This is a genomic window from Oscillospiraceae bacterium MB24-C1, from assembly GCA_030913685.1.
In the GTDB taxonomy this organism is placed as follows: Bacteria; Bacillota; Clostridia; order Oscillospirales; family Ruminococcaceae; genus Yanshouia.
Genome location: CP133187.1, coordinates 2,576,652 through 2,591,355, shown reverse-complemented (window position 1 = coordinate 2,591,355; position 14,704 = coordinate 2,576,652). Strand labels below are relative to the sequence as shown.

The window sequence follows — 14,704 nt, the reverse complement described above, 5'->3', positions numbered from 1 at the left end:
TTTTAGGGGACATGAACGCTTTGTTCTGGGTGCGCCTTAACACGAAAGTGGAGGCTTACGCCCCCACTTTTGCCACCGTTACTATGCTTTACACAATTTGTTTTGTCGACACTCTAAAATAAAGCGCTTATGCCCCCTAAAAAGAGAGCGTAAGCGCTTTGTTCCAACTATATTTATTTTTAGGTTCAATAAACTTTTGTAGTTTTTACAATTTTAATTTGTAATATTTTCAAATTAATCAAACATTACAATGCGCGTATAGTTGTGCTGATTGGCAGGATGCGGCGAAAATCCGCCGATGCCGCGCGCGACGCAAACGGTAGTGTTCGTGCTATATAACGGAACCCACGGGCTATCCGAAACAATAATCTCCTGAAGCTCACGGTAAATTTCAACACGGGCCTGCGCATCCGCGCTTCTGCGCCCTTGCTCAATAAGCGCATCCACCCTTGTGTTTTTATAGCGCATCCGGTTGCTGGCCGCACCGAAATACGGGGAATAAAAAGGGTCTACGCTTCTGTCGGGGTCCAAAATTACGTTGTTCCAGGTGCCGATATGCGCCATCTGTTCGCCCGCGTTGATTTTTTTGAAGAAGGTTGTAGAATCACGCGGCACCACCTTTAACGTTATGCCGACATCTGCAAGATTTTGCTGCAACAGCGGTAGGCAAAAATCAAAAACCGACTCCACCGTGAGCAACTCCAGCGTAAAGCCGTTGGGGTAGCCGACCTGCGCCAGCAGCTTTTTAGCCTCCTGTGGGTCATAGGGGAAGCCTTCCATTTTGTCGTAATATCCGCTGATGCCCGGGCCCAAAACAGTGGTCGCCGCCTGTCCGTTGCCAAGCAGCGTCTCCCTAACCAGCCTCTCTTTGTCGATGGCGCGTGCAATCGCCCGCCGAACCAGCACATTGTTGAGCGGTGGCTTGGTCACGTTGAGTGCAATATGGGCAACCGTCACCGACGGCACCTGCAAAAGCTTTAGCCCGGGGTTTTCAATGACCTTTTCAAAGTCGGCGGAATCCAGCCACTCGGCCACCTGTATCTCACCATCTTCAAGGGCGCGCAGCCGCGCCTGATTGTCGGGGATTGCGCGCATAACCAGCCGCGAAGTTGGCGAAATGCCGTCAAAATAATGCTCAAACCGATCAAGCACAATGCGGTTCCCGACACGCCATTCGGTCAGTCGGTAAGGGCCGGTGCCAATCGGCTTAAACCGACCGCCGTTATTTTCGACCGCGGCTTTGCTCACAATGCTGCAACCCGTCAGACACAACTTGGCTAAAAAGGGCTGGTACGGCTCGTTTAACACCACCTTGACAGTAAAGTCGTCAAGCGCCTGTACCTCCTTCATGGTAGAAAGCTGCGCCTTTACCCGCTCGGAGTTCTTTGCCCGATCTAGACTGAACTTGACATCCTGCGCCGTCAAGCGGCTTCCGTCGTGAAAATAGACGTCGTCCCGCAGCGAAAAAATCCACACCGTGTCGGTCGTTTTAAGATAGGATTTGACCAGCGAGGGCAAAATTTCACCGGTGTAGGGGTCTATATTGAACAGCCTGTCATAGATCAGATAAAACACGCGGGCGGCGGCAAGCTCGTCAGCGGCCTGCGGGTCGGTGGAGGTGATGTCCTGATTGGTCGCAATGACAATCTCGTCGCGGGGCTGCCCCGTACTTTTCTGCGGCAGCGTGACGCTAAACGCCTCGGTGTCTGTGCCGCCGCAGCCCGCAACAAGTATTATCGCCAACGCTATTAGGCAGCTCAACACACGATTTCGCCTCATCATTTAAGCTCCTTATAGTTGATCTGCGACTGTTCGAGCTTGTTTCTCAGTCCTTTATCGCTGATGCCAAGCTGTTGGGCCGTCAACCGAATGCTGCCGCCATTTGCTTTAAGGCGCATGGCAATCACCTTTAGTTCAATCTCTTTGAGTGTCATGTTCTCAAATTCCACCATCGCTGTCTGTTCATCGCCGGCGGCCCTTTTGGGCAAATCCTCCGCCGTAATTTCACCGCCGTTGGCAAAGATGGTGGCATATTCAATCATATTGGCAAGCTCCCGAACATTGCCAGGGTAGGTGTACTCCATCAGGCTGCGCTGCGCCGCCTTTGCAATGGTCATCGGTGGCTTTTTGAGCTGGACACAATTTTTAGCTATAAAATGCGCCGCCAGATCTAGAATATCGCCCCGTCGTTCGCGCAGCGGCGGAATATGTAGTTCAATGACGTTTAAGCGAAAATAAAGGTCCTGTCTAAACTTGCCCTCGTCCACCAGTGCTGTAATATCGCGATTGGTGGCGGCGATCACCCTGGCCCTGACCGGCACCTTGCGGTTTTCACCGATCGGCGTAATTTCTTTTTGCTGCAGTACCCGCAGCAGCTTGGCCTGTAGGCTAAGCGGCATGTCGCCGATTTCGTCCAAAAACACCGTTCCTTTTCCAGCGAATTCAAACTTGCCCTTGCTGTCGGAAATTGCGCCGGTGAACGCGCCTCGCTTGTGCCCGAACAGCTCCTCCTCCAGCAGCCCCTCGGGGATAGCGGCACAGTTCACCTCTACAAAGCGTTCGTTTTTGCGGTTTCCGCTAAAATGAAGCGCCCGCGCCACCAATTCCTTGCCGGTGCCGCTCTCGCCGGTTATGACGACGCTGGAATCGATGTCCTTGATGCGGTCAATCAGCTTGTAAAGCTTTTGCATCGGCTCGCTTTTGCCGATAATTTCTCCCATGCCAAAGCGGGTTTCCAGAGCGCCGCTCATATATTCGACCTTTTCGTTTAGCTGCCTAAACTCCAACGCCTGATTAATGACTAAAACCATCTCGTCGAGGTCGATCGGCTTGGTCAAATAGCCATAGGCGCCATTTTGCATCGCCGTTACCGACGACTTAATGCTGCCGTAGGCCGTTATCATAACAACGGCAATATGTGAATTGAGGCTTTTAATCTGCTTTAAAACCTCCATTCCATCCGCGGGGCCTATCCGCAGGTCCAGCAGACAAAGCGCGATTGCCTCTGACTGCAATGTGGCCAGGCCCTCTTCGGCAGTGTTTGCCGTAAAAACTTCGTAGTCGTCTTCCAGCGCCATTTTTAGCGTTAGACAAATGTTGGGTTCATCGTCTATGACGAGAATTTGATGCTTCATAGCTACCTCCCGAAATAGATTGTTACACTGGTAAAATGCATTTCTACACTGTCGATAACCAGTCTACCGTTGTTTTCTTCTACAAACTGACGTGTGATCGCCAGCCCCATGCCGGTGCCGGTGGTTTTGGTTGTGAAAAATGGCTCGGTAGCCTTATTGATAATGTCCTGAGACATACCCATGCCATTATCCGCCACCGTTAACACCGTCGCGCCGCCGCCCATTGATAAAGCGTGAATGTTGAGCTTCGATAAAAACCCGGGATGTTGCTTGCTTTTTTGCTCTAGCGATTCTACCGCGTTGAGCAGCAGATTTAAGATGATCTGTTTGAGCTGGTTGGGGTCGGCCAACAGCGTCAGCCCCGGCTGAATCTCCACACAAAAATCCACCGAGGACGCAAAACGCATGCCCTTGACCAAAAAGATGCAGGGGCGCACCGCTTCTTCAAACAACGTCTCATCCTTTTGTGCCGTGTGCGGGCGGGCGTAGTCGATCAGGCTTTCGACAAGCTGATTGATACGCTCCACCTCCTGCGGAACAATGGTGGAAAAAGACTCCTGAAACTGGGGGTTGTCCTTTTTGCGCTTTAATAACACCGCAAAATTCTTGATAGAGGTCAGCGGATTTTTAATCTCATGTGCAATACCCGCAACAAGCTGATTGAGCACACGGTTCTTTTCACGCTCTAACAATTGCTGGGCGTCATTGACATCCTGCGTGATATCCTTAACCTCCAGTAATGCCCCGCTGATGTTGTTAAGCTCATAAAGTGGGAAGATGCTGTACTGGTAGCTGTGTCCGTTGCCGATATATTTTTTAATTTCGTTTGGGTATCCCACCCCGTTTATCACCTGCTGGAATTTTTCGCGCAGCAAAAATTCGCATAACGGAATTTTCGTGATGGGCTCCCCCACCATGTTGGGCGTCACACCCATGATTCTGCAGGCGCTTTTGTTTAGTATCAAAATAACGCCGCCGGGGTCGATAATCAACATGGCGTTCGGGCTGGTTTCTATGATACGGCGCTGTACCTCGGCATCATTTTGTATCTGCAAAAGTCGCAGCTCAAGCATTGCGTTGGTCTGTTGCAGCTCGGAGGTTTTTTCGGCCACCTGCAATTTAAGTTTTTTGTTCATCTGCAAATTACTCCAGCCGATAAAGCCCAGCACCAGCGGCAGCCCAACGGTGATATACCAGTACTGGCGCAGATAATCAAGCGCTGCCGGTTTGCTTTTTTCCGCAAAGGTCCACCTATCAAACATTCGGTTATATTCGCCGCTCACCCGCAGAAATTCGATGCCTCTGTCAAGCTCCTCACGCAGCTGCTTATTGCCCGGTGCCACCTTAATGGTATAAGAAATCGGCACCATATAGTTGCGCAAAATAGTAAAGTCGTCTGAACATCCGGCCTCGTTCAGCAAAAACACCGCGCTGCTTTTAACCGCCACCGCCACGTCAGATTCCGCCAAATAAAGCTCATCAAAAACCCGCATCTGATCGGCCACCACGTGATAAGAAAGGTTGCCAAGGCTCGACATAAAGGAGTAGCCGATGGTCCCCTTCTCAAACACCGCCCGGTGTCCGTCCAACGCATTGTCCGGAATCAATTCCTTGACTTTATTTTTCGGGACGATCATACACAGCGGAGAACGCGATATTTCAGCTGTGAGCTGGTCGCCCTGTTCCAAAGACGGCGGCAGTACGACGCCCAAAATCAGATCTGCTTCGCCGTTTTTAAGCGCCTGCTCACAGGCGGAATTGGTATCGCAGATAATGTATTCCACAAGATAGTTATTGCGCTGGGCAATGCTTTTCATCAGGTCGATGTGCAGACCGATCAACGCACCGTCGGTCTGGCGCATCTGAAACGGCGGCAGATTAGGGTTAACTGCAACGCGTAAAACGGTATCCAGCGCCAAGACCTGTGGGCACAATAAGCCCCAGCACAGTAACGTAAATATAATAATTTTTATCAATCTCACCGCGTGCGCCCCTTTCACAGCCTGTTATAGCGCCGATACTTGCGCATCTGACTCTATATTAGCAAACCCGCCTGCGGTTTGAAAGCTAAAAAATTGTTTTTCTAACAGAATTTCCCTCAAATCCTTAAAATTCGCTGCCGTGCGTACGGTCGGTCGAGAATAAAAACGTCGGGGTACGGCAGGTATGATACCCGCCGCACCCCAACGCACAAAATTATCAGGTGCTTGGTTTAAAAGGACTGTTTAGCGCCCGAGATAGCCACCGTCCACCGGAATGATCGCGCCATTGAGATAATCCGACGCGCTGCTGGCTAAAAACACCGCCGGGCCTTTCATGTCGGCTGGGGTGCCCCATCTTTTAGCAGGGATTCGCTTTAGAATCTCGTCGTTTCGCACCGGGTCATTTATGAGCGCGACATTCATCGGCGTATCCATATAGCCGGGCGCAATGGCATTAACACAGATGCCCCGCCCCGCCCACTCGTTAGCCAGCGCCTTGGTCAACTGCGCCACACCGCCCTTGGCCGCGGCGTAGGCCGGCACGGTGTATCCCCCGAAGAACGAGAGCATCGACGCCAGGTTGATGATTTTCCCGCCGCCGTTTTGGAGAAAATACTGTCCGGCCAGCTGGCACATGGCAAACAAGGCGGTCAGGTTGGTGTCTAACACCGCCTGCCAGTCCTCAAGCGGAAATTCCTCAGAAGGGTGACGGCGCTGAATTCCGGCGTTATTCACCAGAATATCCAACCCGTCGAGCACCGCCACCGCCCGCTCGAACAGCGCCTTGCGAGAGGAAGCATCGGAAACGTCGCCCCGCACGGCATGACAGCGGTAGCCCTTTTCATAAAAGGCGCGGGCGGCCTCATCGGCGGCGGCGCTTCGGGCCACAATGGCCACCTCAGCCCCCGCTTCGAGCAGACCTTCGGTGATGCCAAGGCCCAGACCGCCGGCTCCGCCGGTGACAATAGCCTTTTTTCCGGTTAAATCAAACAGGTTCATGCGGTTTTCTCCTTTTTTAGTTTTCCCAGTCGGTGTGGAAAGACCCCTCTTTATCCACTCGGTGATAGGTGTGCGCGCCGAAGCAGTCACGCAGCCCCTGCACCAGCGCCGTGGGCATGGGGTCGGTGCGGCAGCTGTCGTAATAGGACAGCGTTGAGATCAACGCCGGCGCGGCGATGCCGCTTTGTGCGGCCTGCGTCACCGTCTTGCGCCAACCGTCAGACAAATCGTTGAGCAGGGCGGCAAAGCGTGGCGCTAACATCAGGTTTTGAAGCCCCTGCTGTGTGCGGTAGCTCTCCATAATGTCAAAAAGCAGTACGCTGCGAATAATGCAACCCCCGCGCCAGAGCGAAACGGTCTTTTCGAGGTCGATATTCCACCCGAACTCATCGCTTGCCGCCGCAATTAGTTCCAACCCCTGTGTATAGCAGCAGACGATGCCCGCGTGAAGCGCCTGTTGCAGCATCAGCTCGGTAAGTTCAGTTTTATTCTGTGGGCCGCTCAATGTCGCAACACTTGCCTGACGCAGCGCCTTTTTCTGAGAAAGCGCGCGCGCAAACACCGCCTCGGCAATGGTGGGGATATAGACCCCGCGTGCAATGCCCTCCAGCAGCGTCCAGTTGCCGGTGCCCTTCTGTCCGGCCATGTCGCAGATTTTGGTGATGAGCGGCTCACCGCTGTCAGCGTCGGCTTTACTCAGAACCAGTGCTGTGATGTCGATGAGGTAGCTCGAGAGCGCCCCCTCGCGCCAGCGCGCGAACACCTCGGCAGCCTGTGCAACCGAATAGCCCATCCCCTTGGTCAAAAGCTGATAGGTTTCGGCAATGAGCTGCAAAATGCCGTATTCGATACCGTTGTGCACCATTTTGACATAATGCCCCGCGCCCTGTGCCCCAAGATAGTCGCAGCAGGGAGTGTCGTCGGCGATTTTGGCTGCTACCTCGGTCAAAAACGGGCGGGCAGTTTCCCACGCGGCACGGCTTCCGCCCACCATCATACTCGGGCCTTCGAGCGCGCCTTTTTCACCGCCCGAAACGCCCACGCCAAGATAGTGGATGCCCTTTTCCGCCAGCGCATTATAGCGGCGGCTGGTGTCCTGATAAAACGAGTTGCCACCGTCGATGATCGCATCTCCCGCTTCCATCAGCGGAGAAAGTGCTTCAATCACCATATCCACCGGTTTGCCCGCTGTAACCATCAAAAAGATGACACGCGGCTTTTTCAGCGCGGCGACAAATGCCTCGTTTGAATCAAAAATTTTATAATCGCCCGTGTGGTTAAAGCGAGCGCGCTCGGCTTCATTCTTACTGGTCAGCGCCGTGACAAAGCCGTGGTTGATCAGGTTTTTAGCGAGACTGCTGCCCATGACGCCAAGGCCCAGCAGCCCGATCTGATACGCCCCCATAAGCGTACTTTAAGCGCCGCGCGCCGACTGAATGTTCGCAATGAACTGGCGCGCGGTAGCGGTAATTTTTGCGTAATCTCCGGTCTTGGCGCCCGCGGTCAGCGAGCCACCCGCGCCCACGGCGACGGCACCGGCCTTGATCCACTCGGCAACGTTGTTGACATCGACACCACCGGTGGGCATCATCTTGGCGTAGGGAATCGGCCCGTGAATCGCCTTTAAAATCTTGGGGCCAAACAGGTCACCGGGGAAGATTTTGAGAATATCACAACCCGCCTCCATTGCGGTAACCGCTTCTTTGAGCGTCATGCAGCCCGCCATATAGGGCAGGCGGTAGCGGTTGCAAAGCTTCGCCGCGTCGGCGTCAAAGCAGGGGCTGACGACATATTGCGCGCCCGAGAGAATGGCGATGCGCGCCGTTTCGCTGTCGAGCACGGTACCCGCCCCCAGCATGATCTGGTCAGGGGTGTAGGCCTTGGCCAACGCTTCAATGACACGGTGCGCACCCGGCACGGTGAATGTTAACTCGATTGAGGCGCAGCCACCTTCTAAACACGCCTCGGTAATGCGCTGCGCCTGATCGGCAGTTTCGGCGCGCACAACGGCGACAAGGCCCTTTTCTTCGATACGTTTGATAATTGTTTCTTTGTCCAGCATATTGCTTCCTCCTTATGATAACAGGGGCTGTTGATAATCAGTGCCGTTACACCACGCGAAATTGCAGCGCTTCACCCGTCAGCATGGCGGCGGCGTTCTGCGCACAGATGGTGCTCACCGCGCCGATAGCCTCTTTGGAGTACATGCCCAGATGCGGCGTAATAACGACATTTTCAAGCGTCAGCAGCGGATTGGCGGGGTCGATCGGCTCTTTTTCTGAGACATCCATCGCCGCAGCAGCCAGGCGCCCTGAAACCAGCGCGTTGTATAAATCTTTTTCATCGACAATGCCGCCGCGCGCCGCGTTGATGAGATATGCCCCCTGCTTCATCGCAGAAAGCTCCTTAGCCCCAATCATGCCGCGCGTCTCATCGGTCAGCGGCAGGTGCAACGATAGAAAATCGCACTGCGAAATGACCTCCATGATATTATCACACAACGTCACGTGTGAAAACTCTTCGGGCAGCGTTTTAATAAACGGGTCGTAAGCCAACACCTTCATATTAAAGCCCGCCGCCCGCCGTGCCACATTTTTAGCGATTGCGCCAAAGCCTAAAAGCCCCAGCGTCTTGGCGTAGACATCGGTTCCGGTTATGGTTTTCCACGCGCCGGTGTGTACCCGGTTGTTGGCGGCGACAATTTGCCGCGCACAGCAGAGCATCAGGCCGAAGGTCAGGTCAGCCACAGCGTTGGCATTGGTCCCCGGCACATTACAAACCATAATACCCTGCGCCTTGGCCGCCTCAATCGGAATATTATCCAATCCCGCCCCGTGCTTGCAGATAATTTTGAGCTTTTTGCAGCCCGCCAGCACCTCGGCAGGAAAATCGTGCGCGCCGATGACCAGCGCATCATAATCCGCAATCTCGGCATTAAATTTCTGCTGGTCAAAATCTTTGCCCCGCAGGACAATCTCGTAGCCCGCGTCCTTTAAAATATCCATCGGCGTATCGTCGATGGACCCGAACGAGCGGGAGGTAATCATCACTTTCTTCATATTCACTCTTCTCCCCGGCAGCGGATGATGCGTTTTAACCCCTCGAGCGCGTAGCTCTTGTTGGCGTCAATCTCAATCCGCTGCACATTTTCAATGGTGCGACTCTGCGTCAGCAGAGCCAAAAACACGTCGCCCATGTAGGCGTTTGAAACAATTGCGGCGTTTTGGCAGCCCTGCCAGACGTTTTCGCAGTAATAATCCAGCGCAGTGATCATCCCGCCGGAGATCACGCCCTCGCAATAGCAGCGGCGGGCGCGCGTGTCCCCTTCCCCAAATAAGCGCATGGCATGCCCAATGTACAAAGCGCGGTTAAAGCCAAAATGCGCAGCGTTCTGCGCGCCCATCAGCAGCGCGTCGATGTCGGGGCGGTCAAATTCGGTATCCATCACCGGCGCTAAAATCGTCTGGGTTTTAAGCGCGTGAAACAGCTCCCCGGTAAAGTTTGAGACAATGCCCTTAATCGCCCCCGCCCCTACTAGCATAACATGGGTGTGCGAACCGGGCAGAATCACCGCTACGGGCTCGTCGCCAAAACGCTTTTCAAGCTCGGCCATCACGCCGACGACCTCAATCTCCTCGCCGCGTGTGTTGTTGACAAACGCGATGTCGTCCGCCGTCGTCTTCATGCCCGCAACGAGTAGAATTTCACGGTTGAACGCCTTTTTTTCTTGATGTGTGAACACACCGCGACGGGCAAATTCCGCGACGGTGACCGGCACCGTGCAGTGGGGAATCTCCTCAAAGCCATAGGGCGAGGTCGCCATGCCCGAGGCGTAAATTTGCACCACATCGGCATCGTTGAGCGAGAGTGCTTGAAGCGCCGCGTCGTACATCTCTTTCATGCCCGCAATCAACGCGCTATTATTCCCCACGATGGCGGAATCCTTCGCACCCAGCGCCCGGCGGGCGGTATAAAGCGCGTTAAGCGCGCGATCCAGCACAAAGATGCGCACGTTTGAGGTACCAAGGTCATAATAAACCCGCACGGCCATGCCACTCACCCCCGAACCGCGTCGGCATATTGTCGCGCGATGGCGGCGATTTCTTCAAAGCGCCGCTCGGCTACAAGCTTTGGCGACACGAGGTTGCCGCCGACGCCAACGCCAACAGCGCCCGCCGTCAGAAAATCCGGCGTGTTCTGCGGCGTCACACCGCCTACCGCCATCATCGGGATGTGCTTTAAAGGTGCTTTAAGCGCCTTGATATAGGCCGCGCCCAATATCCCAGCCGGGAACAGCTTTACGACGTCTGCCCCACACTGGTGCGCAAACACCACCTCCGAGGGGGTATACGCCCCGGGAATTGACACCAACCCCAAGTGCTTGGTCTCTTTTATGACTGCCGCGTCGGTGTTCGGCGAAATAATATATTCCGCCCCGGCGCGCTGCGCTTCACCGACGTCCTCCACCGACAGCACCGTCCCCGCGCCGATACACATTTCGTGACCAAACTGCGCTTTTATCGCGCAGATAGATTTTAGCGTCTCCTGCCGCGCCGCTTCGCTCGTGTGGTCAAACGTGACCTCGATGCAGCGCAGCCCGCCCTGCTTCATGGCTTGGGCGAGTTCACACACGCCCTGTGCCGAAATGCCGCGCACAATGGCGATGACCTTGCTTTCTAAAATGGTTTGTAGTGTCGTTTCTGTCATGGCTTTTCCCTCGGTTCTTTTAAGCTATATTTGCGTACAGTCCACCAGCACTTTAACGGTGCCAAGCGTGGGGTCCTTGATCATATCAAAAACTTTGTCAGAGTCGCGCAGAGGCACAATGTGCGAGACGAGCGTTTCAAGCTCGTCGCTGATTTCGGCAGCAAACGCCACGGCACTTTTGAATTCCTCCTTGGTGTAAACGCGGCTGCCAACCAGCGTCACCTCGCGGAAATTCAGTTCCTGAAGGTTCACAAGATGCGGCTTTTTGTGGACGGCTGTCATGCACACTGTGCCGCCGATGCGTACGAGTTTGGTCATTTCTATCGCGGCAGATTCCGCACCGCTGCACTCGAACACCACGTCGACACCCTCGCCCTCGGTCGCAGCATAGACGGCGTCGATCAGGCTTTCGTCCTTGGTGCAGACCGGAATGGCCCCATATCGCGCCGCTTTTTGTAGGCGGACGGGGTCGAGGTCGGAGATAAACACCTTGGAAACGCCCATGTGCTTTAACGCCAGCGCCGTCAATTGCCCGATGGGGCCAGCGCCGATGATGACGGCGGAATCAAGCGCCTTAAAGCGCGCCTGATGGATGGTGCGCACAATGACGGCCAGCGGCTCCACCACAGCGGCTGCCTTGTCCGAGAGATTTTCCGGTACCTTAAACAGCACATTTTCGTCTATGTAGGCCGATTCGCAGATGCCGCCGTCGGTGTCGATGCCGATGAGGCCAAGCGTGCGGCAGACATGCGCGTTGCCGGTGCGACAAGGCAGGCAGTACCCGCAGGAGATGAGCGGATAAGTGACGACCCTATCACCGTTTTTAAAACCGCGCTGACTCTGCGCGGCGTCGACAACCTCGCCGACAAATTCGTGCCCCAGAACAAGCGGTGCTTTGGCGCGCGGATGTCCGCCGAGATAGATGCCAATGTCGCTACCGCAGATACCGCAGTAGGTCATTTTTATTTTTAAGCACCCCGCCTTGGATACGGGTTCTGAAACCTCTAAAACCTCTACTTTGAGAGGGCCTGTATATACCAATGCTTTCATGGCGAGCTGCTCCTTTTTTCTTTGTTATTTTATAGTTGTGGCAGTTTAAACGTACAAAAGTGAAAATCCCCACCTCTAAAGGGAAATCCCGGCGGGGGTGTTCCCCGCAAAACCCACCGCAAGCAGATTTTGCGCACTTTTCTGCGCTTTTAACTTATAGAAAACGCTTGGGACGCCGCCCCAAGCCCTGCAAGATTATTATCTCACTTTTTTAAAGTAGCGTTATCGTAGGGCTAAGCCGCCACCACATGGGCGGCGGCTCCCTAACTCAATCTTTGCCGTTTTTGCTCGGCACAGCAAATGAATGCTCTCGGATTTACTTAGCCAGCTCAGCGTTGAACTTGTCGATCGCTTCCTGCGTAATGGTGGGGGTGAACTGCTCCCAAACGGGCTGCACGGCATCTTTAAACGCCTGCTTCTCTTCGTCGGTCAGCTCGATGACGTTGATCTTCTCAGCCTTCATGGCTTCGAGGTTCTTGGCAGCGGCCTCACGGGTCAGCTCGCGGGACTTCAGGCGCAGATCTTTGGCGCACTTTTCAAGCAGCACCACGTCCTCGGCGGGCATCTTGTCGGCCAGCTTCTTGCTCCACAGGAACACATAGGGGGAGTAGACGTGGCCGGTCAGCGCAACGTAGTTCTGAACTTCCTGGAACTTGGCGTCATAGATGGTGGGAATGGGATTTTCCTGACCGTCGATAACATGCTGTTGCAGAGCGGTGAACACCTCAGAGAAAGGCATGGGGGTGGGGTTTGCGCCCAGCGCCTTCCATGCAGCCAGATGCATCTGGTTTTCCATCGTTCTGATCTTTAAGCCCTCGACGTCAGCGGGGCTATGTACCTCGGTGTTGCTGGTGGTCAGCATACGGAAGCCGTTTTCAAGCCACGCGAGGTTTAAGATGTTCTTGTCGTACATTTTGGCATCGAGCCACTCAGAAAATTCGGTGTCGAGCAAAACCTTGTCAGCCTCTTCGGTGCCCTTAAACAGGAAGGGCAAATCAAAGATGAAAAGCTCTGGGATAATGCCGGTTACCGGCGCGGCGGTGGTGACAACGGCGTCAAGCTGGCCGGCCTTAACCGCCTCTGTGGCCTTCAGGTCGTCGCCCAGCGTTGCGCTGGTATAAATCTGTACGTCGTAACGGCCCTCGGTCGCTGCTTCAAACTCCTGCTCGAACAGTTTGAGGTAAGCGGTTATCGGGTGATTGTCGGAAGAACCGAAGCTAATCTTCAAGACCTGTGCGTCCTTGGCTGCGGGTGCAGCCGAGGATGCCGCTGGCGCAGCGGAGGATGCCGGGGCGGGGGCAACCGAGCTTTGCTCGATTCCGCAGCCCGCAAGGGACATCAGAACAAATGCAACGGCGAAAACCATGGATATTACACGCTTTGACATTACTTTTTCCCTCTTTCATTATTTTCATTATTTACAACCGGCCCTCCCTCTTTAAAGAACCGGTAATAAATCCTGTTTGGCGTGGCGGCTGCAATTTTAAGCGGACAGCACAAGCCCTAACCGCATCCTGTCACAACAGCCGTCACAACGGCATTAGCTCAACTAACAAGTGACGGAATAAAGGTAATAAGCGGAGAGATGTAGGTGCAAACCAGTAGCGTGATAAACATGACCGCAATAAACGGTATTAGTGGCTTGATCAGGTCGGCAATCTTCAGGCGCGAAAGACCACAGCCGACATAAAGTACCGTGCCAACCGGCGGTGTCACCAGACCGATGCAAAGGTTGGTACACATGATAACGCCGAAATAGATGGGGTTTAAGCCCAGACGCATGGCAACCGGGAACATGATGGGCGCCATGATGAGGATGGCGGGGGTTAGATCCATAACGCAACCAATCAGCAGAAGAAGAAGGTTGATAAGCAGCATGATGACATAAATATTATCCGAAACCGAAAGCAGGGCGTTCGCCAGAAGCTGCGGCACCTGCGCAGTTGTTATGTAATAACCCGCCGCCATGGCGCTACCGCAAACGGTGAGCACCACGCCGCACTGCTTGGCGGTGTACATCAAAATTTCGGGGATGTCGCGGGTGATAACCAGTTCTTTGTAGATGAACTTGGTGACGAACAACGCGTAAGCGACGGCGACAACGGCCGACTCGGTCGGGGTGACAATGCCGGAGACGATGCCGCCTAAGATGATGATCGGCAGCAGTACCGCCCAAAAGGCGTCTTTCAGAGTAACGAACACCCGCTGCCACGAGAAATTTTCGTCGGAGCGATAGCCGTGTTTTTTAGCGTGGAAGTACCAGACGATCATTAAGCCGACGCCGATGAGAACACCGGGGATGATGCCGCCCAAAAACAGCTTGACGACCGAAACGCCAGTGGTGACGCCGAACAAAATCATCGGGATGGAGGGTGGAATAACCGGGCCGATGCAGCCCGCGGTACAGACCAGCGCGGTGGAGGATTTGACGTCGTAGCCGTCGCGCTCCATAATCGGCAGCAGAATGGAGCCGATGGCGGTGGTGTCGGCGATGGCCGAACCGCTGATACCCGCAAAAATCATGCTGGCCAACACGGTGCAGTAGCCCAAACCGCCGGTGATATGTCCGATGATCGCTTTGGCAAAGTTGACGATGCGGCGCGAAATGCCGCCCTTATTCATGATCTCGCCCGCCATGACAAAGAACGGAATTGCCAGCAACGAGAAGCTACCGATGCCGCGGACCATGCTCTGCACGATAACGAAGGGAGAAAAGTCACCCATAAGCCCCATGAGCAGAATACCGGTTAGCAGCAGCGCGAAGGCAACCGGCACATTAAAAAGCAAAAAGGTGAACAGGCCCGCCAAAAACGCGAATAAAATCATGTCTTC

The 14,704-nt window shown here is 54.3% G+C and carries 12 protein-coding genes; all 12 read right to left on the bottom strand.

Features of this window, described 5'->3' with window-relative positions:
* Nucleotides 1-234: 234 nt before the first annotated feature.
* The 12 genes from RBH76_12425 to RBH76_12370 all read right to left on the bottom strand — a co-directional run bounded on the left by RBH76_12425 (nt 235) and on the right by RBH76_12370 (nt 14,698).
* A complete protein-coding gene (locus tag RBH76_12425; protein ID WMJ83528.1) occupies nt 235-1,779 on the bottom strand; it encodes an ABC transporter substrate-binding protein in 1,545 nt (514 codons plus the stop codon).
* A complete protein-coding gene (locus RBH76_12420) occupies nt 1,779-3,134 on the bottom strand; it encodes a sigma-54 dependent transcriptional regulator (protein ID WMJ83527.1) in 1,356 nt (451 codons plus the stop codon). The genes RBH76_12425 and RBH76_12420 overlap by 1 nt, the downstream gene beginning before the upstream one ends.
* Before the next feature lie 2 nt (nt 3,135-3,136).
* Nucleotides 3,137-5,116, bottom strand: coding sequence for a transporter substrate-binding domain-containing protein (locus RBH76_12415; GenBank protein WMJ83526.1), 1,980 nt, complete (start codon nt 5,114-5,116; stop codon nt 3,137-3,139).
* Between the two features lie 243 nt (nt 5,117-5,359).
* A complete protein-coding gene (locus RBH76_12410; GenBank protein ID WMJ83525.1) occupies nt 5,360-6,115 on the bottom strand; it encodes an SDR family oxidoreductase in 756 nt (251 codons plus the stop codon).
* 16 nt (nt 6,116-6,131) lie between these two features.
* On the bottom strand, nt 6,132-7,520 hold the full coding sequence (gene gndA, locus RBH76_12405; GenBank protein ID WMJ83524.1) for an NADP-dependent phosphogluconate dehydrogenase: 1,389 nt from the start codon (nt 7,518-7,520) through the stop codon (nt 6,132-6,134).
* Nucleotides 7,521-7,529: 9 nt separating this feature from the next.
* Nucleotides 7,530-8,177: a bifunctional 2-keto-4-hydroxyglutarate aldolase/2-keto-3-deoxy-6-phosphogluconate aldolase gene (locus RBH76_12400; protein WMJ83523.1), complete on the bottom strand. Its 648-nt coding sequence runs from the start codon at nt 8,175-8,177 to the stop codon at nt 7,530-7,532.
* Between the two features lie 46 nt (nt 8,178-8,223).
* Nucleotides 8,224-9,174 carry a phosphoglycerate dehydrogenase gene (locus RBH76_12395; GenBank protein ID WMJ83522.1) on the bottom strand — a complete coding sequence of 317 codons (951 nt, stop codon included), beginning with the start codon at nt 9,172-9,174 and terminating at the stop codon, nt 8,224-8,226.
* Nucleotides 9,175-9,176: 2 nt separating this feature from the next.
* Entirely contained in the window at nt 9,177-10,166 is a 990-nt protein-coding gene (locus RBH76_12390) for a 2-dehydro-3-deoxygalactonokinase (GenBank protein WMJ83521.1), read from the bottom strand.
* Nucleotides 10,167-10,171: 5 nt separating this feature from the next.
* Nucleotides 10,172-10,822: a bifunctional 4-hydroxy-2-oxoglutarate aldolase/2-dehydro-3-deoxy-phosphogluconate aldolase gene (locus tag RBH76_12385; GenBank protein ID WMJ83520.1), complete on the bottom strand. Its 651-nt coding sequence runs from the start codon at nt 10,820-10,822 to the stop codon at nt 10,172-10,174.
* A 24-nt stretch (nt 10,823-10,846) separates the two neighbouring features.
* Nucleotides 10,847-11,872 (bottom strand): alcohol dehydrogenase catalytic domain-containing protein, encoded by a 1,026-nt coding sequence (locus RBH76_12380; protein ID WMJ83519.1) that lies wholly within the window; start codon nt 11,870-11,872, stop codon nt 10,847-10,849.
* Between the two features lie 316 nt (nt 11,873-12,188).
* A complete protein-coding gene (locus tag RBH76_12375) occupies nt 12,189-13,259 on the bottom strand; it encodes a DctP family TRAP transporter solute-binding subunit (GenBank protein WMJ83518.1) in 1,071 nt (356 codons plus the stop codon).
* 158 nt (nt 13,260-13,417) lie between these two features.
* Complete coding sequence (locus RBH76_12370; GenBank protein ID WMJ83517.1) at nt 13,418-14,698, bottom strand: TRAP transporter large permease; 1,281 nt, start codon at nt 14,696-14,698, stop codon at nt 13,418-13,420.
* Nucleotides 14,699-14,704: the final 6 nt, after the last annotated feature.